Annotated in this window: 27 protein-coding genes; 9 read left to right on the top strand and 18 right to left on the bottom strand. The window is 55.8% G+C overall.

Annotated elements, in window-relative coordinates; translation table 11 throughout:
- Positions 1 to 21 precede the first annotated feature (21 nt).
- Positions 22 to 1,671, bottom strand: coding sequence for a methyl-accepting chemotaxis protein (locus tag P349_RS12570; RefSeq protein ID WP_032651379.1), 1,650 nt, complete (start codon positions 1,669 to 1,671; stop codon positions 22 to 24).
- 244 nt (positions 1,672 to 1,915) lie between these two features.
- On the opposite strand from P349_RS12570, the gene ytfE reads away from it, so the two are divergent.
- On the top strand, positions 1,916 to 2,578 hold the full coding sequence (gene ytfE, locus P349_RS12565; protein WP_032651377.1) for an iron-sulfur cluster repair protein YtfE: 663 nt from the start codon (positions 1,916 to 1,918) through the stop codon (positions 2,576 to 2,578).
- Between the two features lie 96 nt (positions 2,579 to 2,674).
- On the opposite strand, the gene cycA is transcribed toward ytfE, so the two are convergent.
- Positions 2,675 to 4,084 carry a D-serine/D-alanine/glycine transporter gene (gene cycA / locus P349_RS12560; RefSeq protein ID WP_024907315.1) on the bottom strand — a complete coding sequence of 470 codons (1,410 nt, stop codon included), beginning with the start codon at positions 4,082 to 4,084 and terminating at the stop codon, positions 2,675 to 2,677.
- A 311-nt stretch (positions 4,085 to 4,395) separates the two neighbouring features.
- A complete protein-coding gene (fklB, locus tag P349_RS12555) occupies positions 4,396 to 5,016 on the bottom strand; it encodes an FKBP-type peptidyl-prolyl cis-trans isomerase (protein WP_032651374.1) in 621 nt (206 codons plus the stop codon).
- A gap of 233 nt (positions 5,017 to 5,249) precedes the next feature.
- Between fklB and P349_RS12550 the strand changes: the two genes are divergently transcribed.
- Positions 5,250 to 5,894, top strand: a complete 645-nt coding sequence (locus P349_RS12550; protein WP_024907317.1) for an OapA family protein — start codon at positions 5,250 to 5,252, stop codon at positions 5,892 to 5,894.
- Between the two features lie 68 nt (positions 5,895 to 5,962).
- On the opposite strand, the gene rplI is transcribed toward P349_RS12550, so the two are convergent.
- From rplI to rpsF, 4 genes are read right to left on the bottom strand one after another with little or no spacing between them, the layout of a single operon-like run.
- Positions 5,963 to 6,412: a 50S ribosomal protein L9 gene (rplI, locus tag P349_RS12545; protein WP_023310148.1), complete on the bottom strand. Its 450-nt coding sequence runs from the start codon at positions 6,410 to 6,412 to the stop codon at positions 5,963 to 5,965.
- Positions 6,413 to 6,453: 41 nt separating this feature from the next.
- Positions 6,454 to 6,681 carry a 30S ribosomal protein S18 gene (rpsR, locus tag P349_RS12540; protein WP_000135199.1) on the bottom strand — a complete coding sequence of 76 codons (228 nt, stop codon included), beginning with the start codon at positions 6,679 to 6,681 and terminating at the stop codon, positions 6,454 to 6,456.
- A 4-nt stretch (positions 6,682 to 6,685) separates the two neighbouring features.
- The gene (gene priB / locus P349_RS12535; protein ID WP_008502895.1) at positions 6,686 to 7,000 is read right to left on the bottom strand and encodes a primosomal replication protein N; all 315 of its coding nucleotides are present in this window, start codon (positions 6,998 to 7,000) and stop codon (positions 6,686 to 6,688) included.
- Positions 7,001 to 7,006: 6 nt separating this feature from the next.
- Complete coding sequence (gene rpsF / locus P349_RS12530; RefSeq protein ID WP_014068637.1) at positions 7,007 to 7,402, bottom strand: 30S ribosomal protein S6; 396 nt, start codon at positions 7,400 to 7,402, stop codon at positions 7,007 to 7,009.
- A gap of 341 nt (positions 7,403 to 7,743) precedes the next feature.
- Between rpsF and yjfY the strand changes: the two genes are divergently transcribed.
- Positions 7,744 to 8,019 (top strand): DUF1471 family protein YjfY, encoded by a 276-nt coding sequence (yjfY, locus tag P349_RS12525; RefSeq protein WP_010427445.1) that lies wholly within the window; start codon positions 7,744 to 7,746, stop codon positions 8,017 to 8,019.
- A gap of 141 nt (positions 8,020 to 8,160) precedes the next feature.
- On the opposite strand, the gene P349_RS12520 is transcribed toward yjfY, so the two are convergent.
- The 6 genes from P349_RS12520 to ulaA are packed head-to-tail and all read right to left on the bottom strand — an operon-like array spanning position 8,161 to position 12,568.
- Entirely contained in the window at positions 8,161 to 8,847 is a 687-nt protein-coding gene (locus tag P349_RS12520; protein ID WP_024907319.1) for an L-ribulose-5-phosphate 4-epimerase, read from the bottom strand.
- Positions 8,840 to 9,700: an L-ribulose-5-phosphate 3-epimerase gene (locus P349_RS12515; RefSeq protein WP_032651370.1), complete on the bottom strand. Its 861-nt coding sequence runs from the start codon at positions 9,698 to 9,700 to the stop codon at positions 8,840 to 8,842. The genes P349_RS12520 and P349_RS12515 overlap by 8 nt, the downstream gene beginning before the upstream one ends.
- A 9-nt stretch (positions 9,701 to 9,709) precedes the next feature.
- The gene (gene ulaD, locus P349_RS12510; protein WP_008502901.1) at positions 9,710 to 10,360 is read right to left on the bottom strand and encodes a 3-keto-L-gulonate-6-phosphate decarboxylase UlaD; all 651 of its coding nucleotides are present in this window, start codon (positions 10,358 to 10,360) and stop codon (positions 9,710 to 9,712) included.
- Positions 10,361 to 10,372: 12 nt separating this feature from the next.
- On the bottom strand, positions 10,373 to 10,840 hold the full coding sequence (ulaC, locus tag P349_RS12505) for a PTS ascorbate transporter subunit IIA (RefSeq protein WP_024907321.1): 468 nt from the start codon (positions 10,838 to 10,840) through the stop codon (positions 10,373 to 10,375).
- A 9-nt stretch (positions 10,841 to 10,849) separates the two neighbouring features.
- Complete coding sequence (gene ulaB, locus P349_RS12500; RefSeq protein WP_003856022.1) at positions 10,850 to 11,155, bottom strand: PTS ascorbate transporter subunit IIB; 306 nt, start codon at positions 11,153 to 11,155, stop codon at positions 10,850 to 10,852.
- 12 nt (positions 11,156 to 11,167) lie between these two features.
- A complete protein-coding gene (gene ulaA / locus P349_RS12495; protein WP_024907322.1) occupies positions 11,168 to 12,568 on the bottom strand; it encodes a PTS ascorbate transporter subunit IIC in 1,401 nt (466 codons plus the stop codon).
- A 358-nt stretch (positions 12,569 to 12,926) separates the two neighbouring features.
- On the opposite strand from ulaA, the gene ulaG reads away from it, so the two are divergent.
- Together ulaG and ulaR are read left to right on the top strand one after the other, a co-directional pair.
- Positions 12,927 to 13,991, top strand: coding sequence for an L-ascorbate 6-phosphate lactonase (ulaG, locus tag P349_RS12490; protein ID WP_024907323.1), 1,065 nt, complete (start codon positions 12,927 to 12,929; stop codon positions 13,989 to 13,991).
- Positions 13,992 to 14,101: 110 nt separating this feature from the next.
- Positions 14,102 to 14,857, top strand: coding sequence for an HTH-type transcriptional regulator UlaR (ulaR, locus tag P349_RS12485; protein ID WP_024907324.1), 756 nt, complete (start codon positions 14,102 to 14,104; stop codon positions 14,855 to 14,857).
- Here the strand turns inward: ulaR and yjfP are convergent.
- Positions 14,854 to 15,576 carry an esterase gene (gene yjfP, locus P349_RS12480; protein WP_032651360.1) on the bottom strand — a complete coding sequence of 241 codons (723 nt, stop codon included), beginning with the start codon at positions 15,574 to 15,576 and terminating at the stop codon, positions 14,854 to 14,856. The genes ulaR and yjfP overlap by 4 nt on opposite strands.
- 137 nt (positions 15,577 to 15,713) lie before the next feature.
- Here yjfP and bsmA point away from each other — a divergent pair, with 137 nt between their 5' ends.
- From bsmA to P349_RS12465, 3 genes are all read left to right on the top strand, one after another.
- Positions 15,714 to 16,043 carry a biofilm peroxide resistance protein BsmA gene (bsmA, locus tag P349_RS12475; protein WP_024907326.1) on the top strand — a complete coding sequence of 110 codons (330 nt, stop codon included), beginning with the start codon at positions 15,714 to 15,716 and terminating at the stop codon, positions 16,041 to 16,043.
- Between the two features lie 136 nt (positions 16,044 to 16,179).
- On the top strand, positions 16,180 to 16,467 hold the full coding sequence (yjfN, locus tag P349_RS12470; protein ID WP_032645202.1) for a DUF1471 family protease activator YjfN: 288 nt from the start codon (positions 16,180 to 16,182) through the stop codon (positions 16,465 to 16,467).
- Between the two features lie 172 nt (positions 16,468 to 16,639).
- Complete coding sequence (locus P349_RS12465) at positions 16,640 to 18,571, top strand: methyl-accepting chemotaxis protein (protein WP_032651358.1); 1,932 nt, start codon at positions 16,640 to 16,642, stop codon at positions 18,569 to 18,571.
- Here P349_RS12465 and P349_RS12460 read toward each other — a convergent pair.
- Complete coding sequence (locus P349_RS12460; protein ID WP_032651356.1) at positions 18,568 to 20,190, bottom strand: isovaleryl-CoA dehydrogenase; 1,623 nt, start codon at positions 20,188 to 20,190, stop codon at positions 18,568 to 18,570. The two genes, P349_RS12465 and P349_RS12460, sit on opposite strands and share 4 nt — an antisense overlap.
- Positions 20,191 to 20,383: 193 nt before the next feature.
- Here P349_RS12460 and P349_RS12455 point away from each other — a divergent pair, with 193 nt between their 5' ends.
- On the top strand, positions 20,384 to 21,658 hold the full coding sequence (locus P349_RS12455) for an MFS transporter (protein WP_032651353.1): 1,275 nt from the start codon (positions 20,384 to 20,386) through the stop codon (positions 21,656 to 21,658).
- 90 nt (positions 21,659 to 21,748) lie between these two features.
- On the opposite strand, the gene rlmB is transcribed toward P349_RS12455, so the two are convergent.
- The 3 genes from rlmB to nsrR form a co-directional block, all read right to left on the bottom strand.
- Entirely contained in the window at positions 21,749 to 22,483 is a 735-nt protein-coding gene (gene rlmB / locus P349_RS12450) for a 23S rRNA (guanosine(2251)-2'-O)-methyltransferase RlmB (RefSeq protein WP_010427468.1), read from the bottom strand.
- A gap of 66 nt (positions 22,484 to 22,549) precedes the next feature.
- Complete coding sequence (gene rnr / locus P349_RS12445) at positions 22,550 to 24,994, bottom strand: ribonuclease R (RefSeq protein ID WP_032651351.1); 2,445 nt, start codon at positions 24,992 to 24,994, stop codon at positions 22,550 to 22,552.
- A gap of 38 nt (positions 24,995 to 25,032) precedes the next feature.
- Positions 25,033 to 25,458, bottom strand: coding sequence for a nitric oxide-sensing transcriptional repressor NsrR (nsrR, locus tag P349_RS12440; RefSeq protein WP_023334253.1), 426 nt, complete (start codon positions 25,456 to 25,458; stop codon positions 25,033 to 25,035).
- Positions 25,459 to 25,583: the final 125 nt, after the last annotated feature.

The raw sequence follows: 25,583 nt of genomic DNA on the forward strand, positions 1-25,583 counted from the left end.
GCAGCGCCACCCGGCATGATGTTAAAACGTTTCCCAGTTCGCTTCAGGCACCGTCGCTACGGGCTGCGCTTTTGGCACATAGGTTTTCACCGGTGCCGCTTTAACCGCCTGATTGCGGGTGATTTTGAACACCGCTACCGCTTCGTTCAGGCGTGCAGCCTGATCTTCCAGCGCCGCCGCCGCGGCCGCAGACTCCTCCACCAGCGAGGCGTTCTGCTGGGTCACGCGGTCCATCTCGGCTACCGCCTGGCCCACCTGGTCGATACCGCGGCTCTGCTCGTCAGAGGCCGAGGCAATTTCGCCCATAATGTCGGTGACGCGGGTAACCGCATTAACGATCTCGGCCATCGTGGCCCCGGCTTCGTTAACCAGCTGAGAGCCCGCGTTCACGCGCTCACCGGAATCATCAATAAGCGCTTTGATCTCTTTCGCCGCCTGAGCGCTGCGCTGTGCGAGGGTACGCACTTCCCCTGCCACCACCGCAAAACCGCGGCCCTGCTCGCCCGCGCGCGCCGCTTCTACCGCCGCGTTCAACGCCAGAATGTTCGTCTGGAAGGCAATACCGTCGATCACGTTAGTAATTTGCGCGATTTTGCTGGAACTGGTGGCGATCTCATCCATCGTACGTACGACGCCTTCAACCACGTTACCGCCCTTCTTCGCCGTTGAGGAGGCGTCCAGCGCCAGACGGGACGCCTGACGCGCGTTATCGGCGTTCTGCTTCACGGTTGCTGTCAGCTGTTCCATGCTAGCTGCCGTTTCTTCAAGAGAAGCGGCCTGCTGCTCGGTACGGGAAGAGAGATCGTTACTGCCCGCAGAGATTTCGCCTGCACCGGTGTAAATCGTATCTGCGCCTTCACGCACCACGCCCACCGTGTTCGCCAGTGAGGTTTGCATCTCCTGAACGTTGCGCGCCAGGATGGCCATCTCATTTTTACCGTCAGCCTGAATCGGCTGGGTTAAATCCCCTGCCGCAATGGCGCGAATATGGTTAATCACCTCTTCCAGCGGCAGCAGCAGCACGCGGCGCATAGCAATCCAGCTGGAGATAATCACTACAATCACCAGCAGCATGACCGCAGAGAGGAGCCACAGGATGTGCTTGTAATCACTTTCGTTATCCTGAATGCCTTTATCGGTGAGCGCAGCCTGCGCTTCACGCCATTCACGATAAACCGCCTGCATCGCGTTTTGTTTTTGTTCGGCATTCTGCTTGAACATATCTTCCAGATTGCCCTGGCTCAGCAGAACGTTCATTTGGGTCAGCGTTGTAGAGTAATGACGGTACTGCTCCTCAAGGCGATTCGTCAGGTTCTCATCCAGGCCTGGCGTATTCGGCAAGGCATAGTATTTATCGTAATGAACCTGCGCTTCAGTCAGCAGATTTTTCGCCGTGGTCACCAGCTCATTCAACTGACCGCCGTTAATTTGAGAGGCCATGCTGCTTTGCAGGCGCAGCATCCCGCGGTTCAGGGTGACGCGCGCCTGGTTCAGACTGATCCACGCATCGGTAAACTCCGCCACGTTCTTGCTGGAGAGCTGCGCCACGGTGAAGTTGTCTTTATCGTTGTTCAGGGCGTTGATAAAGATACCGGCGGAAATCACTTGCATGATGCCGAGCACGAGCAGCACCGAAATCAAAAGGGTAATGACTTTTATACGTTTAAACATGCGTTGCCTTTGTTATATGCAGGTTTGTCTGACGTGGATATATCGGCAGGCGCAGCGGGTTGTTTACTGTTTCTCCACCTTTAAAAAGTTTCGAAACCACTTTCCTGAACCCATTCAGAGAGTTAAATCGGATATTTTTTTGTGATCCACATCTCACTTTTACCCGTCCCTCTAAAGGGTTATAGCGTCGGTTTAAAGATGCATTTAATATGCACCTTATATTATTAATGACGAGGTAACTGCTATGGCCTTTCGCGACCAACCTCTTGGCGAGCTGGCGCTCTCCATTCCTCGCGCTTCTGCGCTGTTCCGTAAATACGATATGGATTACTGCTGCGGCGGTAAGCAAACCCTGGCGCGTGCGGCTTCACGCAAAGAGCTGGACGTTGAGGTGATTGAAGCAGAGCTGGCGCTGCTGGCCGAGCAGCCCGTCGACAAAGACTGGCGAACCGCCCCGCTCGCGGAAATCATCGACCATATCCTCGTGCGATACCATGACCGTCACCGTGAACAGCTGCCGGAGCTGATCCTGCAGGCGACCAAAGTCGAGCGCGTCCATGCCGACAAACCTTCGGTACCGCGCGGTCTGGCAAAGTACCTGACCCTGCTGCACGAAGAGCTTTCCAGCCACATGATGAAAGAAGAGCAGATCCTCTTCCCGATGATTAAACAGGGAATGGGAAGCCAGGCGATGGGACCCATCAGCGTGATGGAAAGCGAGCACGATGACGCGGGTGAACTGCTGGAAGTGATCAAACACACCACCCACAACGTCACGCCGCCGCCAGAAGCGTGCACAACGTGGAAAGCGATGTACAACGGTATTAACGAAACGATCGACGACCTGATGGAACACATCAGTCTTGAGAACAACGTTCTGTTCCCGCGGGCTTTAGCGGGGGAATAAAAAAGGCCGCTGCGGCCTGATGCCCTCACCCCAGCCCTCTCCCTGTGGGAGAGGGTGCAAAAACTAAAAACGGCAACTGACGTTGCCGTTTTACTTTTACCTTACGCCTGCCATCCGTTTCTTACCGATAAACACCCAGCCCAGCCCCAGCGCGATAAACCACAGCGGCGTGACGATGAGTGCCTGGCGGGTATCATCTTCCAGCGTCAGCAGAACCAGCACGAAGACGAAGAACGCCATGCACACCCAGCACATTAGCTTGCCCAGCGGCATCTTGTAGATCGATTTTTCATGCAGGTGTGGACGCTGCTTGCGGTACACCAGGTATGAACAGAGGATGATGGTCCAGACGAACATAAACAGGATCGCAGAGACCGTGGTGATCATGGTGAACGCGCCAATCACGCTTGGGTTCACGTAGAGCATCACCACACCGCCCAGCAGGCACATGCAGGAGAAGGTCAACCCTTTTGCCGGTACCGCACGCTTAGAGAGCTTGGCGAACGCGCTCGGCGCCACGCCTTCCTGCGCCAGACCAAACAGCATACGGCTGGTGGAGAATACGCCGCTGTTGGCAGACGAGGCAGCAGAGGTCAGCACCACGAAGTTAATCAGGCTCGCGGCAGCAGGCAGGCCTACCAGCACGAACAGCTCGACGAACGGGCTCTTGGTAGGTACCACGGAGCTCCACGGCGTCACGGACATAATGATGACCAGCGCGAAGACGTAGAACATGATGATACGCACCGGAATGGAGTTGATGGCGCGCGGCAGGGACTTCTCCGGATCTTTGGTTTCCGCAGCGGTCGTTCCGACAAGCTCAATCCCCACAAACGCGAACACCGCAATCTGGAAACCAGCAAAGAAGCCGCTGATGCCTTTCGGGAACCAGCCGCCGTCATTCCACAGATGGGTAAACGACGCCTGAACGCCGGTTGGTGACTGGAAGTGGGTAAGCACCATTACCAGGCCCACCACGATGAGCCCAACAATGGCCACGATTTTGATCATCGCAAACCAGAACTCCATCTCACCGAACATTTTGACGGTGGCGAGGTTCAGGCTCAGCAGCAGCACAATAACCGCCAGCGAGGCCACCCAGTCCGACAGCCCCGGGAACCAGAACTGCGCATAGGCGGTAATCGCCACGACGTCCGCCATACCGGTGACGACCCAGCAGAACCAGTAGGTCCAGCCGGTAAAATAGCCCGCCCATGGCCCGAGCAGGTCTGAAGCGAAGTCGCTGAAGGATTTGTATTCAAGGTTCGAGAGCAGCAGTTCACCCATTGCACGCATCACGAAGAACAGCATAAAACCGATAATCATATAAACGAATATGATTGACGGTCCGGCGAGACTGATGGTTTTGCCTGACCCCATAAACAGCCCGGTACCGATGGCACCCCCAATCGCAATGAGCTGAATATGACGGTTTGTGAGATTGCGCCGTAGCGACTGTTCGGACGACGCCTCTTCGTCGGCGACGACTTTGACCTGATCTACCATGTGATATTTTCCTGTTTATGCCTGTCTGTGTTGTTAAGGCTCTTCTGGCCTTTAAATACGTCAAAAGATGACGTTCCCTTGTAAGGGCTAATCGATATTAGGTAAGAATCGGCGGGATGAATACTATGATTTAGATATTATGTTAATAATATGTTGAAAGTGAGTGTCATATCACTCATACAGCGCGAAACAGCTCACAAAAATACACGCAACAGTTTCGTTTGCAAGATAAAATGTTGATAGCACCGTAACTATAGGTTTTTACACTATTTTCCTCTCCCCAACCGGGGAGAGGAAATAAGAAAATTCGATTACAGAATTTCCAGCAGCTCGACTTCAAAGACCAGGGTGCTGAATGGCGGGATGGACGCGCCAGCGCCGCGCTCGCCGTAGGCCAGGTTGTGCGGGATAGTCAGTTCCCATTTGGAACCCACTGGCATCAGGGTCAGGGCTTCGATCCAGCCTGCGATAACGCCATTTACCGGGAACTCAGCCGGTTCGCCGCGCGCCACGGAGCTGTCGAACACGGAACCGTCGATCAGCTTACCGGTGTAGTGCACGCGAACGTGGTCGGTACGCGCCGGGATTGCGCCGTCGCCCTGATTGATCACGCGGAACTGCAGACCAGACTCGGTGCTGTTCACGCCTTCACGCTCGCGGTTCTCTTCCAGATATTTCACACCTTCGGCGGCCATCTCTTCAAAGCGCGCACGACGCACGGCGTCAGCACGTTCGTGGATTTCACGCAGCGCACGGTGCACGACGTCAACCGGAACGGCAGGCTGTTTGCCTTCCAGCGCGTCAGCGATACCCGCCACCAGCGCTTCTGGTAACAGACCTTCCAGGCCGGATTCGCTCAGCTGCTGTCCTACCTGCAAGCCGATACCGTAACTTGCCTGCGCTTCGATAGTGTCAAAAGTCGGGGTGGTCATGGGTTTTCCTTCCATCACATTTAAAGTAGCGGGCAGCATATCAGCCATGCCCTTATGGGTAAAACTTTGTCTGAAGTTAAGGTGACAAACCGCGACGAAACAGAAACAATAGAGAGAACCAGGATTAATCCCGAACTGATGTCACGGATGTCGGGTTTACTACGCCGTTCAGGCAGTTAGCAAACTATACTTCGGGGCACAGGATAAAAAATACGCGGAGCAGGAGGAGTGCCATGCCCGGGCGATTTGAACTGAAACCTACCCTGGCGAAAATCTGGCAGGCGCCGGACAATTTTCGCATCATGGACCCGCTGCCTCCTCTGCATCGCAGAGGGATCATCATTGGTGCGCTGATGGTGATTGTGGGCTTCCTGCTTCCTTCCGGGGGCGATGATGTCGATACCGCACCCGTCACCCGCAATGCCCAACTGGACATTCAGTCGCAGACGCGGCCGCAGCCTGACGCACAGCCGATGCAGACGCAGCTCGTCTCCCCGTCTAACGATCCGGGTCAGGTTGCGCCGGTTGAGCCAGAGCCCATTCAGGATGAACAGCCGCAGGATCAAGCCGCCACCCCGTCTCAGCCTCAGACGCAGCAGCCCACCGGCATTGAGCAACAGTGGCGCTCCTATCGCGTAGAGCCGGGCAAAACCCTGGCACAGCTGTTCCGCGACCACAACCTGCCGCCAACCGACGTGTATGCCATGGCGAAGGTGGAAGGTGCGGGTAAACCGCTCAGTAACCTGCAGAATGGTCAGATGGTACAGATTCGCCAGAATGCCAGCGGGGTGGTGACAGGGTTAACGATTGATACGGGAAGTGGACAACAGGTACTGTTTACCCGCCAGCCAGACGGCAGTTTTATCAGGGCGCGTTAAGAGCCCGGATCTCTAAAACGCAAAACGCCGGCACAAGGCCGGCGTTTCAACGTGAGCAGAGTAAAAAATTACTCAGCTACAACGTTAACAACCAGTTTAGCGAACACTTCGCTGTGAACCTGGAAGTCAACTTCGTGCTCACCAGTGGTACGCAGAACGCCGTTCGGCAGACGAACTTCGCTCTTAGCCACTTTAACGCCTGCAGCAGATACTGCATCAGCGATATCGCGGGTACCGATGGAACCGAACAGTTTACCTTCGTCGCCAGATTTAGACGCGATGGTAACGGTGCCCAGTGCGTTGATTGCTTCAGCGCGAGCGTTAGCAGCCGCCAGAACGTCAGCCAGTTTGGCTTCCAGTTCAGCGCGACGTGCTTCGAAAAACTCTACGTTTTTCTTGGTAGCTGGAACAGCTTTACCCTGTGGAACCAGGAAGTTACGTGCGTAACCCGCTTTAACGTTAACCTGATCACCCAGGCTGCCCAGGTTTGCTACTTTATCAAGCAGAATAACTTGCATTACCTTATCCTCTTAAAGTCGTATTAATGGACCGTGCCCGATTACTGATGACGATCAGTGTACGGCAGCAGGGACAGGTAGCGAGCGCGTTTGATAGCGCGAGCCAGCTGACGCTGGTATTTTGCACGAGTACCGGTGATACGGCTTGGGACAATCTTACCGCTTTCGGTGATGTAGTTTTTCAGCGTTGCGATATCTTTATAGTCGATCTCTTGAACGCCTTCCGCGGTGAAACGGCAGAACTTGCGACGACGGAAATAACGTGCCATATGGCTAGTCTCCAGAATCTATCAAATCAATCTGCTCGGCATGCAGAACCATTTTGCTCAGGCCGTTCTTTGCCTTGTGGCAAGAGATGAACCCCTGAACGATTACTGCGCTACCGACCGTTAAACTGTGAGTAATGGCCTGGTTTTCGTGTCCGCTAATAATAACGGGCATTTGGCACCACGCCTGCCGGTGAAACCCGGCTTCCTCTTGCACAGAACGATGCTCAAGCACGAACTGGCAATGCGGAATTCCTGATGGACTGACCTTTCGAAGGGGAGCCCTGCATACGATGCCGGACAACGCCAGACGGTTGGTCATCAGAAATTACTCTTCAGAATCCCCAGCATCAGAATCATCTGCGGTTTCGTTTGCGAAATCATCGCGACGCTCACGGCGCTCGTCTTTCGCTTTAACCATCGGAGATGCTTCGGTAACTGCGTTTTTGGTACGCATAACCATGCTGCGGATAACGGCATCGTTGAAGCGGAAGGTAGTTTCCAGCTCATCGATCACTTCCTGCGGCGCTTCAACGTTCATCAGAACGTAGTGTGCTTTGTGCAGTTTGTTGATCGGGTAAGCCAGCTGACGGCGGCCCCAGTCTTCCAGACGGTGGATCGTACCTTCTGCACCAGTGATGGCAGCAGAGTAACGCTCGATCATACCCGGAACCTGTTCGCTCTGGTCAGGATGGACCATAAAAACGATTTCGTAATGACGCATCGAATTGCTCCTTACGGATTATTCAGCCTCCTGTCTGGGTCAGCCGAGGCCCGGGGAGGCAAGGAACGTGTTAAAGGTCGGCTGAAAAATTGACGCGTCATAATACTTGTGCGCCCCTGGAAACTCAAGCTGATTGCACAAATAATTCGCACAAAGCGCGAAGCGGGTCTAAGTGGGTGATTTAAAATTGGTCACACCCGGAAGCGTTGTTTTTTTGAACAACTGCATCAGAAATGGTCACGCATCCCCGCCGGATGAGTGATTACACTTTAATCAGAGATCACCTGAATTAAAGAAGGAGCATCCCCCCTCTCGCAGCACGTAGTCGTGGAGCGCATATCATGAAAAAAATCGCATTAGCCATAATGGCGGCGCTTTTGCTCAGTGCAAACGCGATGGCAGCCATCAAGATAGATAGCCGACAGGCCAGAAACATGGATGATGTGCAAAGCTTGGGCGTCATTTACATCAATCATAATTTCGCCACGGAAAGTGAAGCAGATCAGGCCCTTAATGAAGAAACCGATGCGCAGGGCGCAACCTATTACCACGTGATGTTAACCCGTGAGCCCGGCAGCAACGGCAACATGCACGCCAGTGCAGATATTTACCGATAACGCTTTAACGCTAGCACCAGGAAAGCCAACAACGAGAACATAGCCATAGTTGACGTTGCCCCCTGCCCGGGGGCTTTTTTTTGTGAATGGCCCCGGAATACCACCGGTTACAACTGTTTTTCGGTATTCCAGAGCGCTTATTCACTTCTGCCCGTAGTAGGCATTCGGGCCGTGCTTGCGCATGAAATGCTTATTCATCAGGTAATCATCAATGCCCTGAAGCTGTGGGTTGATGCCGCGGGCAATCCACGCCATGCGTGCCACTTCCTCCATGACGACCGCATTATGAACGGCGTCGTGGGCATCTTTTCCCCAGGCGAACGGACCGTGCTGATAGACCACAATACCCGGCGTATGCAGCGGCTCACATTCTCCCAGCGTATCGATAATCACCTTACCGGTGTTGAGCTCGTACTCCCCTTCCACTTCATCCTGCGTTAATGCCCGCGTGCAGGGGATGTCGCCAAAGAAGTAGTCCGCGTGGGTCGTGCCCAGCGCCGGGATGGGCAGCCCCGCCTGTGCCCAGGCCGTCGCGTGCGTGGAGTGGGTATGCACCACGCCGCCAAGGGACGGATAACGCCGGTACAGCGCCAGATGGGTTGCGGTATCTGAAGAGGGACGCCATTTTCCCTCCACGACGTTTCCGTCGAGATCCACCACCACCATATCGTCTGCTTTCATGGTGTCATACGCCACGCCGCTCGGCTTAATCACGATCAGCCCCTGCTCGCGGTCGATAGCGCTTACGTTGCCCCAGGTGAAGGTGACCAGGCTATAGCGCGGCAGATCCATGTTGGCTTCAAAGACCTGCTGTTTAAGCTTAAGCATGTTCAGCCTCCAGCAACCCTGCCCGCGCCATACGTTCGCGCACCCAGTCCCGCGCCTTCGCCACTTCCGCTGCCGGGTTGTCCGACGTCTCGCTCCACATCTCAATCAGGTAAGGCCCGCAATAGCCTGTCTCTTTGAGCGTTTCGAAGCACCGTTCAAAATCCACCACCCCGGTGCCGAACGGTACGTTTTTAAACACGCCAGGACGGGTATCTTTGACGTGCACCGCCACGATATGCCCCATGCCTGCCTGCAGCTCCATCTGCACGTCGTTATCCCATGCCGACAGGTTGCCGATATCGGGATAAAGCTGGAACCACGGGTTATTCAGATAGTGCGCGTAGCCCAGCGCCTTGCTGATGGAGTTCATCAACGGGTAGTCCATGATCTCCATCGCCAGCGTGACCTGTGCACGGCTTGCCATCTCAACGCTCTCTTTCAGGCCGTCACGGAAACGACGGCGCGTTTCATCGTTGGCTTCCTGATAGTAAACGTCATAACCCGCCAGCTGGATCACGCGGATACCGACATCCTGCGCAAAGCGAATGGCTTTACGCATGATCGCCAGCCCCTGCGCGCGTACGGCATCGTCTTCGCTGCCGAGCGGAAAACGACGGTGGGCACTCAGGCACATGGACGGCACGCGCACGCCCGTTTCAGCAACGGCGCTCACCAGCGCCAGGCGCTGTTCGCGGCTCCAGTCGAGGCGAGAGAGACGCTCGTCCGTCTCATCCACGGACATTTCGACAAAATCGAAGCCCAGCTGTTTTGCCAGCTGTAACCGCTCCAGCCAGCACTCCCCCGCAGGGAGTGCCTTTTCATAGATGCCAAGCGGGACCTGTTTTGACAACATACCCGCTCCTTAGCCCCAAAGCTGAGCGATTGAGCGTTTGAACTGACGCGCCGCTTCCACCGGAGACGCCGCATCACGAATGCTGCGACCGGCAATAAAGACGTGAATCGGAATGCCCTTGAACAGCGGCAGATCTTCCAGCGCCAGACCGCCGGTGACGGTGACTTTGAAGCCCATATCCGCCAGACGTTTGATCGCGCTGATATCCGCTTCGCCCCACGCCACGCCTGCGGCCTGCGCGTCGCGGCTGCGGTGGTACACCACCTGCTGAATGCCCGCATCGCGCCACTCCTGCGCCTGCTCCCAGGTCCAGAAGCCGGTCAACTCAATCTGCACGTCGCCGTTAAACTCTTTTGCCACGTCCAGCGCGCCCTTGGCGGTGTTGATATCCGCACAGCAGATCACGGTGACCCAGTCAGCATTCGCTTCGAAGCACATGCGGGAGAGGATTTTCCCTGCGTCGGCAATTTTGGCATCTGCCAGCACGATTTTATGCGGATAGAGCGCCTTCAGGTCGCGAACGGCGCGCACGCCCTCGCCCACACACAGAATGGTGCCCACTTCGATGATATCGACTTCTTCCGCGATCAGGCGGGTGGTTTCGTAAGCGTGGGACAGAGTTTGGTTATCCAGCGCAACCTGCAACATTGGTAATGACATGTTCAATTCCTCTTAGACTGCCGCCGCTGTGGCGTTATCAATTAAATCCAGCACGTCCTGCTCGGTACGGCAGGCGCGTAAACGGTCGAAATTAGCTTCGTCATCAAACAGATTGACGATCTGCATGATGCCCACTTCCTGGTGGGTGTTAGCATCCACGGCGGCCATGGTGATCAGGATGTCGACCGGGTCGTTATCTTCGTGGTTGAACACCAGCGGCGTTTTCAGCGTCACCAGCGCGAAGCCGGTTTTCTTCACGCCCTCTTCAGGACGCCCATGCGGCATTGCCAGCCCTGGCGCTATCACAAAATAAGGGCCGTGCTGCGCGACGCCATCAAGAATGGCCTGGTAGTAACGCGGCTCGACAACGTCAGCCTTAACCAGCAGATCCACGCTCAGCTTCACCGCTTCCTGCCAGGTGCTGGCCTCAGCCTGTAAAAGGATGGAATTATTCTCTGCCAGCGAATCACGTAGTTTCATGTGGCGTCCTTACTTCACGTCTTGTGGGAAGTGCTCTTTAATCACTTCCAGCAGTTTTGGTCCGAAATCCGCAGGCGAAAGCATGTTGCGCACGCCCACCACATATTTATTGCCCGACACGCTAATTTCGCCGGCGATATGGGTAGAGGCGATGATGATGTCCGCGCCGTTGAGTTCACTTTTGTATTCACCCACCGCGCAGCTGTTCACCGTGTGGTCGATGTTTGACTGGGTTAAAAACTGGTCCACTTTCATCTTCATGATCATGGAGCTGCCTTGCCCATTGCCACACACAGCCAGGATACGTACGGTCATAATCGAAACTCCTTAATGAGCAGAGACTTCTGCTGTTTGTTTTTCCGCATCTTCTTCAGCTCGCAGCGAACGGCCAGCGAAGAACATATAAGCCAGAGCAATCAGGATGATGACGGCCATAAAGACCACCCCGACGGAGGCAAAGCCCTGCATCATCGGCGGTGCCAGAATTGACCAGTCCGCCATGCCCATCCAGGCACTCATACCGGTGAGCTTCACCGCCCACACGCAACCAAAGATTTCCACCATGCCCATTACCAGGCAGATCTTGAGCGCCGCGCGCCAGCCGCCGAAGTGGTTAGCGAAGACGCCGATGGTGGCGTTGGAGAAGAACATCGGGATAAAGCCAGGAATAATCAGGATTGAGGAGCCGCAGCCGACCAGGATGCCCACCGCAATCAGCTGGCCGATGGTGCCCCACATAAAGCCCCAGACCACCGCGTTTGGCGCGAAGCTGTAGATAGCGGCACAGTCAATCGCCAGCACCGCACCAGGGATCAGGCGCTGCGAGATGCCGTTGAAGGCTTCCGACAGTTCGGCGACGAACATACGCACACCCTGAGTGATGATGAAAATGGCCACTGCGAAAGAGAAGCCGGTCTGCAGGATATAAACCGTCCAGTGCGTTTTACCCGCCATCGCCTGAACAACGTCAATACCGAAGGAGAGCAGAATGGCGCCGAAGAAGATGGTCATCACAATCGCGGTTGAAACGATGTTGTCGTGGAAAATATTCAGCCAGCCCGGCAGCTTGAGGTCTTCAACGCTCTCTTCTTTTTTGCCCAGGTACGGTGCAACTTTATAGGCAATCCAGGAGGCAAACTGCTGCTGATGGCCGATGGAGAAACCGCAGCCGTCAGTCACTTCCTGAGTAGGCTTGTACATCATGTTGGAGGTGATACCCCAGTAGAGCGAGACCAGCACCGCGGTGCAGATAATCGTGGTCCACATTGGGTAGCCGAAGATATAGAGAGAAACCGCGATCAGCCCCGCCTGCTGGAACATGATGTGGCCGGTGAGCATGATGGTGCGAATGCCGGTAATACGGCGCAGAAGAACGTAGATGATGTTCAGCGCCAGGGCGAGCAGCACCGCATACCCCACCCAGCTATAGGCATCACCCATGCGTTCAATGGTCGCCATCATTGAGGCGTAAGTGTCAGAGATGGCACCGTTGATGCCATACACTTCCGACATTTTGGCGACGACCGGCTTAAAGGTGCTGGTCAGAATGCCTGACCCCGCCTGCAACAGCATGAAACCGATAATGGTTTTGATGGTGCCTTTAATAATCACGCTGACGCTTTTGCGCAGCAGGATATAACCCAGACACGTCACGATACCCAGCAGCAGCGGGGCGTTGGTCATTACCTGATTAAAGAACACGGTAAAGACGTTGTAGAGGATCTCCATAACTCTCTCCAGAAATGAGAACACGAGGGGCAATCCCTGTGTGGTTGGTGTCATCACTCTATTAATCACAAATAATCACCACAAGATTGCATTTGATTATTTGTGACGTATCACGCAATTTATTTCCATGGTGTTAGTAATGATTTTCACTACCGTATATGAGAAATAAATTAACCTTTATAATTCATGCAATTAATGCTTAATACTGGATAGTCTAACAAGGAATAAGTGCAGAGTACGTGAAGTTGCGCAGATAAAATTCCGCATTTTTGCCATTGCAAAGCGCATCAAATGGTGCCAGCATTAATCACAACAAATCACAATGTGATTACTTTTGATTAAACCAGGAGTCAAAACGATGAGTAAAGTGAACACCATCACCCGTGAGTCATGGATTCTGAGCACCTTCCCGGAGTGGGGCAGTTGGCTGAATGAAGAGATCGAGCAGGAACAGGTTGCTCCTGGCACGTTTGCAATGTGGTGGCTGGGCTGTACCGGTATCTGGCTGAAATCAGAGGGTGGCGCCAATATCTGTGTCGATTTCTGGTGCGGCACCGGCAAGCAGAGCCACGGCAACCCGCTGATGAAAAAAGGCCATCAGATGCAGCGCATGGCGGGCGTGGAAAAACTGCAGCCGAACCTGCGTACCACACCGTTTGTGCTCGATCCGTTTGCCATTCGCCAGATCGACGCCGTCCTTTCTACTCACGATCACAACGATCATATCGACGTGAACGTGGCGGCTGCGGTGATGCAAAACTGTGCTGACGATGTGCCGTTTATCGGGCCACAGACCTGCGTGGATCTGTGGATCGGCTGGGGCGTGCCGAAAGAGCGCTGCATCGTGATGAAGCCTGGGGACGTGGTGAAAATTAAAGATATTGAAATTCACGCGCTGGACGCCTTTGACCGTACAGCACTGATCACCCTGCCTGCCGATCAGAAAGCCGCGGGTGTACTGCCGGACGGTATGGATGAGCGCGCGGTTAACTATCTGTTTAAAACCCCTGGCGGCTCCCTGTACCACAGCGGCGACTCTCACTACTCCAACTACTACGCGAAGCACGGTAACGAGCATCAGATTGACGTGGCGCTGGGCTCCTACGGCGAGAACCCGCGCGGTATTACCGACAAAATGACCAGCGCCGACATGCTGCGCATGGCGGAAGCGCTGAATACCAAAGTGGTGATTCCGTTCCACCACGATATCTGGTCAAACTTCCAGGCCGATCCGCAGGAGATCCGCGTGCTGTGGGAAATGAAAAAAGACCGCCTGAAGTATGGCTTCAAGCCGTTCATCTGGCAGGTCGGCGGCAAGTTCACCTGGCCACTGGACAAAGATAATTTCGAATATCACTACCCACGTGGTTTCGATGATTGCTTCACCATTGAGCCAGACCTGCCGTTCAAGTCCTTCCTCTGATTGTGCAGCCGCATCGCCAGACATCATGTCTGGCGATGTCATATTTCTTTTAGTAATTTCACGCTATTTCAAATATCATCTTTTCAAATCAATTCTTATCGGAATAGCTCATGACGGAAGCGCAACGGCATCAAATTCTCCTGGAACTCCTGGCGCAAACCGGGTTTATCACCGTCGAGAAAGTGATCGAACGTTTAGGCATCTCCCCGGCAACGGCGCGGCGGGATATCAACAAGCTGGATGAAAGCGGCAAGCTGAAAAAGGTCCGCAACGGCGCGGAAGCGATCAGCCAGCAGCGCCCTCGCTGGTCTCCGATGAATATTCATCAGGCGCAGAATCATGATGAAAAAGTGCGGATTGCCAGAGCCGCATCGCAGCTGGTAAATCCCGGCGAGAGCGTGGTCATCAACTGCGGCTCCACGGCGTTTCTGCTGGGCCGTGAAATGTGCGGCAAGCCGGTGCAAATCATCACCAACTACTTACCGCTCGCCAACTATCTCATCGACCAGGAGCATGAGAGCGTGGTGATCATGGGCGGGCAGTACAACAAAAGCCAGTCCATCACCCTTAGCCCTCAGGACAGCGAAAACAGTCTCTATGCCGGGCACTGGATGTTTACCAGTGGCAAAGGCCTGACGGCAGATGGCCTGTATAAAACCGATATGCTGACCGCGATGGCGGAGCAAAACATGCTTAACGTTGTGGGCAAGCTCGTTGTGCTGGTCGACAGCAGCAAAGTGGGCGAGCGCGCAGGGATGTTATTCAGCCGTGCCGAACAGATCGACATGGTGATCACCGGCAAAGGCGCCAACCCTGAGATCCTCCAGAAGCTGGAAGATCAGGGCGTAAAAGTGCTGCGCGTTTAAAGGTGCTGGCGGAAAAAAGCTACCGTGGCATCCAGCGCCGTTGGCGTGATGCGGTGGCGGACGCCCGCTTCCCACAGACAGGTCAGATTACCGTCCAGTTCTTCACTCATTAACGCCTGCTGCAGGCGGAAGGTTCCTTCGGGCGGGACCACATCATCCGCGTCACCGTGCCACAGCAGCAGCGGGCGATCCGCCACGCGCGGCAATGCCCGGGTCACGTCCCACTCTTCGAGCGTCGCGGTGATTTCCGCTAAATCCTGAGGGGGAAAGAGCGTCTTCGCCAGCGACGTAAAATAGCCCGAGCCCATCAGACAGGCGACAGACTTCACTTCAGGATGATGCGTCATAATCCCCAGCGCCGTCATACCGCCCATCGACGCCCCGGCGACAGCCAGACGATTGTCGGCCACCAGCCCTGCCTCATACAGCGCATCACGCAGCCCGGCAAACTCGGTCAGACTCCCGTGCAGAATGTGCCAGAACTGCCCAAGACGCGCCTGTTCGTTACCCAAAAAGCGTGCGCCGTGGTCGGGTGCATCCGGCATCACCACGCGGAAACCCGCCTGAGCCAACGCGACCGCAAAATAACTGTAAACCAGCTTCGATGAGGTAAACCCATGATAAAAAACCACAACAGGCAGCGGTTTATCACGTTTACCCGCTGGCATCGCGTGTAAAATTTCATGGTCGCCGAGGTGGCGTATTTCAATTTCAATCATTGTCGACCCTGTGCGAATGTATGATTCATAATGTTGAGAACTGGGTTACGCTTTCACGTCATTTTCATTCGAAATATACGTCCCAGATAACACTTCGGGAACATTCCCCCAAAACTAAATTCACAGACAACTACACTATGGCTATCAGGAAACGAGATATGGTTATGCGCAGGTTTGCTGCTTTATTGCTGGTGTTTCTGCTCAGTGGCTGTAGCGCGCTGCAGGGAACGCCGCAACCCGCTCCACCGGTCGCCGATCATCCACAGGAGATTCGTCGTAATCAGACGGAAGGATTACAACGAATGGGCACCATCTCCGCGCTGGTTCGCGGCTCTCCGGATGACGCAGAAGCGGCAATAAAAGCACAGGCCGTCGCCGCCAAAGCAGATTATTACGTCATCATTATGATCGACGAAACCATCATAACGGGACAGTGGTATTCACAGGCCATTTTGTACCGTAAATAATGGTTTACCTTTGAACGATATTTACACTGCTTTGCGTCCATAGACATTTTCCTGTCCACAATAAACTCCATGCCCGCGTCAATGGAAGGGAGTTTATTTGCGAAGGATTGCCCGGCGGATACCGGATATATGTGAAATGGAGCTGACGATGAAACGAACTCTTGCTTTGACCTCACTGTTGCTCTCAGCAGGCCTGCTGAGCACCACCGCGCAGTCAGCAGAATTCGCCAGTGCTGATTGTGTGACTGGCCTGAATGAAATTGGCCAGATCTCCGTGAATAATATCTCGGGGAGCCCGCAAGACGTTGAACGTGTCGTGGCATTAAAGGCCGATGAGCAGGGTGCTTCATGGTATCGCATCATCCAGATGCAGGAAGATAACCATATCGACCACTGGCGGGTACAGGCCATTCTCTACGTGTAATCTCCCTCCTGATAAAAGCCACTTATTTTTAGTGGCTTTTCGTTTTTGCAAATTTTTTATTTTATAAAAAACAAATCAAGAACAATAAAATAACATTTTGTTACATTAAATCAGTAAACGTAATCCCCGCTCTGCCGTTGAAGAACCATACCTTTTCAATGATGAGCAATTTATGATCAACATTTTTCGCCGCGCAGGCCTGGGTGCGAAGCTGTCACTGCTTACGGGCGTCAGTGTCGCCACGCTGTTTCTGCTTTTCACTTTTCTGCTCAGTCAAAAAGCCAGCCAGCAGCTTGAAGCCCTTGCGGTAGAAGATCTGCATAATCAGTCCACCGGCATGGTCGACATGGTGCAGATGTTTAACACCAGCCTGAGTGAAGAGGTTGAGAGCTATACCCGTCTGTTCACCACCTTTTTACCGCAGCCCCTGAACATTGATGCTTCCCAAACCCAGACAATTAACGGGCTCAGCGTTCCGCTTCTGAAAGGCGGAGATACCGGGCTGCATGAAAACAACACGCTTTCGGACGCGTTCCTGAACCGCACGGGAGCCATTTCAACGCTGTTTGTACGCAGCGGTAACGACTTTGTTCGCGTAGCCACTTCCCTGCGTAAAGAGAACGGCGAGCGGGCAATGGGTACCGTTCTGGATAACGCCAGCCCGGCCTTTGCCGCCGTCAACAAAGGTGAAGTCTACCGCGGCCTGGCGCTGCTGTTTGGCAAACGCTACATCACCCAGTACCAGCCGGTTAAAAACGCCGAAGGACAGGTCATTGCGATCGTCTTTGTCGGGGTGGACATCACCCACTCCTGGAACGTCATGCGTGAGAAAATCCTCAACCGCCGCCTGGGCGAGAGCGGTCACTTCTTCGTGCTGGATCGCAGCAACGGCAAAACGCGCGGGCAATACCTTTTCCACGCCAGCGAAGAGGGAAAACTGCCGAAGTGGGACGGCACGACGCAGCAACAGCTTCTGAGTGATAAACCCGGCACGCTGGAGCGCGTAAGCGACGACGGCCGCACGCTGAAAATGGCTTATACCCCGCTGCCAGGCTGGAACTGGACTATCGTGGGTGAAGTGGATAAATCGGTACTGCTCTCAAGCGTCACCGCCATGCGCGACGGTTTCCTCCTCGCCGGTACGGCCTTATCCATCCTGTTTGCTGGCCTGTTTGTAGTCCTGATTCGCCGGGTGCTGACCCGACCACTGCGCAATGTGATCCATCTTGCCCGGCAATATGCCGCAGGGGATCTCCGTTCCAGCCTGCCCGTGACGCGTCAGGACGAAGTCGGCCAGCTGATCGACGCCATCAACGGCATCGGTGGCGGCCTGCAAAAAATTGTCCTGCAGGTCCGCGAGGCCGCAGGCGAAATCCATTCAGGTACCAACGCGCTGGCCGCCGATACCGGCGAGATTTCAGAGCAGATCAACAAGCAGGCCAGCAGCGTGGAAGAGACCTCCGCCAGCATGGAGCAGCTGGCCGCCACCGTGCAGCAAAATGCCGCCAACATGGAGCAAACGCAGCAGCTGGTGGGTGAAACCTCGCTCGCGGTTCATCAGGGCGGTGAGACGGTCACCCACGCGGTGTCGACCATGGACGACATTCGCGAAGCGTCAAAACGCATCGCAGACATCACGCGCGTGATTGAGTCCATCGCTTTCCAGACCAATATCCTGGCGCTGAATGCGGCAGTGGAAGCGGCCCGCGCGGGCGAGCATGGAAAAGGGTTTGCGGTCGTCGCGCAGGAAGTTCGCGCCCTGGCAGGACGCAGCGCTAACGCGGTGAAGGAGATTGAACAGCTGATTGGCGATACGCTCAGGAAAGTGAGTGAGGGCCATGCGCTGTCTGAACAGACGCGCCTGGCGATGGATGACATCATTGTTCATATCGATAACATCAGCCAGCTGGTCACCGAGATTAACCATGCCTCACGCGAGCAGTCCGCCGGGATCGGTCAGGTGAACCTCGCCATGACCCACATTGGCGAAGCGTCGCATATCAATGCCGACCGCATCTCACGCAGCGAACAAACGGCTCAAACGCTGCGCGAGAAGGGTTCACACCTGGCTCAGCTGGTGAGCCTGTTCCAGCTAAAAGGCTAGCCGACTCTGCCCGTCGCACGCAGCAGCAGGTCACTTTGCACCTGCTCGCTCATCACCGTTCCGCCACGGGTATCCAGCATCATGCGGCACCACGCCTGCGCCACCGGAGGCGATGCGTGCCGCAGCATTTCGCTCCCGGCACTCAGCAAGAAAAGCTGCTGCGCGATCTCCCGCCCCTGCGCCTCCTGCGGTTTACGCAGTTTTTGCTGAAGCTGTCGCCAGCTGCGGTCGAAGTGTCTGTCCTGCCCTTTGACCTGTGCAAACTCATCGGCAAGCCGATCGTGTATACCCGGCTGCTTCGCCAGCACGCGCAGCACGTCCAGGCACATGATGTTGCCGGACCCTTCCCAGATGCTGTTCACCGGCATCTCGCGATACAGGCGGGGAAGTTCGCTCTCCTCGCAGTACCCGACTCCCCCCAGCACCTCCATCGCTTCAGCCACAAACGGGATGCCCGCTTTACACACGCTAAATTTCGCGGCCGGGGTAAACAGCCGTGCCCATGCCGCCTCCTGCGGATCCGCGCGTTTATCCCACGCCCGCGCCAGGCGGAACAGCAGCGCCGTTTGCCCCTCCAGCACCAGCGCCATCCGGCTTAGCACTTCGCGCATGAGCGGTTGATCGATAAGATTTTTGCCGAAGGTCTGGCGCTGATGCGCATGGTACAGCGCCACGGAGAGCGCACGGCGCATCAGTCCGTGGCTGCCCAGCGCGCAGTCAAAGCGCGTCAGGCCGCCCATTTTGAGGATCTGCCGTACCCCTTCGCCTTCTTCCCCCAGCAGCCAGCCGGAGGCATCAAGGAATTCCACCTCGCTGCTGGCGTTGGAGCGGTTCCCGAGCTTGTCCTTAAGGCGCTCCAGCCGGACGGCGTTGCGCTGCCCGTCAGGTAAAAAGCGCGGCACAAAAAAGCAGGATAGTCCGCCCTTCGCCTGGGCCAGCACCAGATGCGCATCGCTTTGCGGGACGGAGAAAAACCATTTATGTCCCACCAGCCGGTAGCTGCCGTCGCTGCATTTTTCCGCTTTGGTGGTGTTGCTCAGCACGTCCGAGCCGCCCTGCTTTTCCGTCATCCCCATACCGATCAGCAGGCCGCGCTTTTGCGCGCCGGGCGCAAGATGAGGATCGTAGCGATCGCTGAGCAGCGGCGTCAGCCAGTCGTGAAAGGGTTTGGGGAGCGCCTGCTGCAGGAGCGGTGTCGCGGCAAACGTCATGGTGACAGGGCACAGCGTGCCCGCCTCCACCTGAGCATGAAGCACAAAGCGTGCGGCCCGCGCGACAAACGCCCCTTTACGCGCCTCCTCTTCCCACGCCAGGTTATGCACGCGGTTGGCACACAGGCCCTGCATCAGCAGGTGCCATGCCGGGTGAAAGCGGACGTCATCCAGCCGCTCCCCGGTGGCGTCATAACGGAGTAGCTCCGGCGGATTCACGTTCGCCAGCCTGCCCAGCTCCAGCGACTCCGCCGTACCCAGCTGCTGACCAATGCTGGCGAGGAGTTCGATATCCCACTCGGCCCCTTCACGCGCGACCGCATCGCGCAGGGCGCAGTCGGAGAGGAAAAGGTTACTGTTGGAAAGCGGTGCAGGTTGATTGAAAACGGTATGGGTCTGCCAGTGCATGCTGCCTCCCTCCTTCAGTGGCAATGACGATAAGTATGGACAGACCGCGCACACGCTGCATGGGAGGGGAGTCACACGTTCACGATCCCGCTGATATCATTCGTGAAATAGCTCACAGAACATAAGAATAAACTATTTCATGACTTCGCTTTTGTTGAATAATTTATTCTTACCCTTTTCAGTGAGGATCGTTATGCAACCGGATGCGCACAAGCGAGCATTAATTGCCGGCTCCATTGGTAACTTTATCGAGTGGTATGAGTTTGCGGTCTACGGTTTTCTGGCGACCGTCATTGCGAAGAACTTCTTCCAGCTTGAAGGGGAAGCGGGGCTCACCAGCCTGATCCTCACCTACGCCTCGTTTGCCATCGCCTTCTTCTTCCGCCCGCTGGGTGCGGTGGTGTTTGGCCGCATCGGCGACCGGATTGGCCGTAAACCGACGCTCATTATTGTGCTGGTACTGATGACGCTCGCTACCGCCGCCATCGGCATTGTGCCGGTCTATGCCAGCATCGGGATTGCCGCGCCGCTCATTATTACGCTGCTGCGCATCCTGCAGGGACTGTTCGCGGGGGGTGAGTACGGCGGTGCGGTCTCGCTGATGACGGAGTTTGCCCCGCGCGGCAAGCGTGGGCTCTATGGCGCGTGGCAGTCGTTTACCGTGGCGCTGGGGCTGTTAGCGGGCGCAGGCATCGTGGCGCTGCTCTCTGCCCTCCTCACACCGGAAGCCCTGCACGACTGGGGCTGGCGTATTCCGTTCTTCCTGGCGTTACCCATGGGCGTCGTTGCGCTGTGGCTTCGGGTCAGTATGGAAGAGACACCCAGCTTTGTGCAGCAGCAGGATAAACCGGTTGTCGCTCAGGCGGATACTGCCGCCACGCTCCGGGCCATCGTGATGGGGATTGGGCGCGTGATGGTCTGGTCTGCGGCGGGGTACACTTACCTGGTGATTATGCCGACCTATCTGCAGTCGGCGCTGCATACCGGGTTTAACCAGGCGCTGCTTATAGCGGTGATTTCAAATATTGGTTTTGCACTCACCATCATTCCGTCGGGGATCCTGAGCGATAGGATCGGGCGTCGCAGGGTGATGATTATCGCCACCGCGCTGCTGCTGATCCTCGCCCTGCCGCTGCTGAAAATTCTTCAGGCAGAGTCGAGTACGCTGGCGGTGAAGGCTGTTGTGGTGTTGATTGCGGGCGGTCTGGTCGGGATGCTGGCAGGGCCAGGCCCGGCGATGCTATCTGAGATGTTCCCGACGCGCGTGCGCTATACGGGCCTGGGGCTGGCCTACTCGTTGTCGAACGCGATTTTCTCAGGCTGTGCGGGGTTAATTATTACCGGGCTGATTAAGCAGACGGGTAACCTGGATATTCCGGCGTATTACGTGATGGCGACGGCGGTAGTGAGTATTTTCGCGCTGATGACGCTGAGGAAGGATGACCATTTGCGGTCGTTAGAGGAGTGAGTTTGTCACCGTCTGGTGCCCTCACCCCGGCCCTCTCCCACGGGGAGAGGGAGAAAACACAAAAGGCCGTCCTGTGGACGGCCTTGCTGTTTATTCTCCCCGCTGACGCACCGCTTCAAACAGGCAAATACCCGTCGCAACAGAAACGTTCAGGGACGACACGCTGCCCGCCATTGGGATGCTGATCAGCTCGTCACAGTGCTCGCGGGTCAGACGACGCATGCCTTCGCCTTCTGCCCCCATCACCAGCGCCAGACGGCCGGTCATTTTGCTCTGGTACAGAGTATGATCCGCTTCACCGGCGGTACCGACGATCCAGATATTCTCTTCCTGCAGCAGACGCATGGTGCGCGCCAGGTTGGTCACGCGGATCAGCGGAACGTTTTCCGCCGCGCCGCAGGCCACTTTCTTCGCCGTTGCGTTCAGCTGCGCGGAGCGATCTTTCGGCACAATAACCGCGTGCACGCCCGCCGCATCGGCGCTACGCAGGCACGCGCCGAGGTTGTGCGGATCGGTAACGCCATCGAGGATCAGGAAGAACGGGTTATCCAGCTCGGCAATCAGATCCGGCAGATCGTTTTCCTGATACTGACGACCCGGCTTCACGCGGGCAATGATCCCCTGGTGAACCGCACCTTCACTTTTCTCATCCAGGAACTGGCGGTTCGCCAGCTGGATCACCACGCCCTGCGCTTCCAGGGCGTGGATCAGCGGCATCAGACGCTTATCTTCACGCCCTTTCAGAATAAACACTTCCTGAAAACGCTCCGGTGCGCGCTCGAGAAGGGCCTGCACCGCGTGGATGCCGTAAATCATTTCACTCATTGATGGTTCTCGTAATAAGTATTTCCCCTCTCCCGGTTAGGGAGAGGGTCAGGGTGCGGGGAGACTTTACTCCGCCTGGTTTTTCTTGGCCGCGCGCTTCGCTTTGGTGGCAGCCGCTATTTTCTGCGTTTTCGCGGACGGTTTTTTCGCTGAACGGGCTTCTTTCTTCGCCGCCTTCGGCTTCTGCTTCTTCTCGCCGCGGAACGCGCTGTCCGGCTCGAAGTTTACCTTCTTGCCCGCCTGGCGACGTTTACCGCCACCTGGTTTACCGTTACCGGTTTTTTTCGCCCTTTCACGCTCGGTTTTCCCGACGTTACGCGGCGCACGCTCGCTGGAGATCAGGCTGAAGTCGATTTTACGATCGTCCATATTCACGGCTTCAACCTTCACTTCCACACGGTCGCCCAGACGATAGGTCTGGCCGCCAGATTCGCCAATCAGGCGCTGCCCGACCTGGTCGAAGCGGTAGTAGTCGTTATCCAGGCTGGAGACGTGCACCAGACCGTCGATGAACAGCTCGTCCAGACGAACGAAGAAACCAAAGCCGGTCACGCTGGCAATCACGCCTTTGAAGACGTTACCCACCTGATCGAGCATAAAGTCACACTTCAGCCAGTCCGCCACGTCACGTGTTGCTTCATCAGCACGACGTTCGGTCATGGAGCAGTGCTGGCCCAGCTGCAGCATCTCTTCCATCGAATAGTGGTAGCCACCGGTTTCGGTGGTGTTCCCTTTATGGCCCTGCTCCTGCGCCAGCAGATACTTGATCGCACGGTGCAGAGAGAGGTCAGGATAACGGCGGATAGGCGACGTAAAGTGGGCGTAAGACTGCAGCGCCAGGCCGAAGTGACCGCGGTTTTCCGGATCGTAAATCGCCTGCTTCATTGAGCGCAGCAGCATCGTCTGCAGCATTTCTGCGTCAGGACGATCGCCAATGGACTCCAGCAGCTCGGCGTAATCGCGCGGCTCTGGCTTGTTACCGCCAGGCAGCTCCAGACCCAGTTCGGCCAGCACGGAGCGGAACGCGGTGATGGCTTCCGTCGACGGTTTATCGTGAATACGGAACAGCGCAGGCTCTTTGGCTTTCTCGACGAATCGTGCCGCCGAGATGTTCGCCAGAATCATACACTCTTCGATCAGCTTGTGCGCATCGTTACGCTGGGTCTGCTCGATACGCTCAATGCGGCGTTCCGCGTTGAAAATGAATTTCGCTTCTTCACTCTCAAAGGAGATCCCGCCGCGCTCTTCGCGCGCCTGATCCAGCGTTTTGTAAAGGTTATGCAGCTCTTCGATGTGTTTAACCAGCGGCGCGTACTGTTCGCGCAGATCCTGGTCGCCCTGCAGCATATGCCAGACCTTGGTATAGGTCAGACGCGCGTGCGAGCTCATCACCGCTTCGTAGAACTTGTAGCCGGTTAAGCGCCCTTTGGTGGAGATGGTCATCTCGCAAACCATACAGAGGCGGTCAACCTGCGGGTTCAGGGAGCACAGGCCGTTAGACAGCACTTCCGGCAGCATCGGCACAACCTGGGACGGGAAGTAGACCGAGGTACCGCGGCTGCGCGCTTCGTTATCCAGCGGAGTGTGCGGACGAACATAGTAGCTTACGTCTGCAATAGCGACCCACAGGCGCCAGCCGCCGCCGCGTTTTTTCTCGCAGTAGACGGCGTCATCGAAGTCGCGGGCGTCTTCACCGTCGATAGTGACCAGCGGCAGGGAGCTCAGATCCACGCGGCCCGCTTTGGACTCTTCCGGCACTTCTTCGCGCAGGCTTTCGATCTGCTCTTCAACCGCTTTCGGCCAGATGTACGGAATTTCATGGGTACGCAGCGCCATATCAACGGCCATTGTGGTGCCCATGTTGTCGCCAAGCACTTCGACGATTTTACCTACCGCTTTAGTGCGACGGGTTGGGCGCTGGGTGAGTTCCACCACAACAACAAAGCCCATGCGGGCGCCCATCACCTCTTCAGGTGGGATGAGGATGTCGAAGCTCAGACGGCTGTCGTCCGGCACCACGAAGCCCACGCCCGCGTCGGTAAAGTAGCGGCCAACGATCTGGCTGGTTTTTGGCACCAGAACGCGTACCACGCGCGCTTCGCGGCGACCTTTACGGTCAGCGCCCAGCGGTTGCGCCAGGATCTGGTCGCCGTGAATGCACATTTTCATCTGTTCAGATGAGAGGTACAGATCGTCTTTACGGCCTTCCACGCGCAGGAAGCCGAAGCCATCGCGGTGACCAATGACGGTCCCTTTCAGCAGATCGAGACGTTCTGGCAGCGCATAGCACTGGCGGCGGGTAAAGACCAGCTGCCCGTCACGCTCCATTGCGCGCAGGCGGCGGCGAAGGGCTTCAATTTGCTCTTCACCTTCAATGTTTAGTTCAACGGCAAGTTCTTCACGATTGGCGGGTTTTTCGCGTTTTGTTAAGTGTTCAATGATGAACTCGCGGCTGGGAATAGGATTCGCGTATTTTTCGGCTTCGCGTTCCTGGAAAGGATCATGTGACATGTCGGTTCCTCCGTTGTCAGCTCCGGTGGAAATTTTCTTCATTCCACCAGCAATAATTTATAAAGCGGTTGATTCTCTTCAACCAAATCGGCCAGCGTGTAGTTATCCAGTTCCATGAGAAAACTTTGCACGGCCTTTGAAAGCGCCTTTTTCAGGCGGCAAGCGGGCGTGATGTGGCAGAACTCGCTGCTGCAGTTCACCAGAGACAGCGGCTCCAGTTCACGTACCACGTCGCCCACACGAATACTCTGTGCCGGTTTACCGAGACGGATCCCACCATTCTTCCCGCGGACGGCAGCAACGTATCCGGCACGACTAAGTTGATTGATTATTTTGACCATATGATTACGGGATACGCCGTAGACCTCTGTAACTTCAGAGATACTGGTCATCTTCCCCTCGGGTAACGACGCCATGTAAATCAGCGCACGTAAGCCGTAATCGGTGAAACTTGTTAACTGCACATCAACCTCAGGAAAAAAGGGAAAACGCGGTCAAACCGCAGAGATATTCATTAATGATGATAAACCAGCCAGATAGTTAGCGGCTAATTTATTTGACAGACGGGGCGAAAAAGCGGAGATCCAGG

The organism is Enterobacter sp. DC4 (assembly GCF_000568095.1).
Taxonomy (GTDB): domain Bacteria; phylum Pseudomonadota; class Gammaproteobacteria; order Enterobacterales; family Enterobacteriaceae; genus Enterobacter; species Enterobacter pseudoroggenkampii.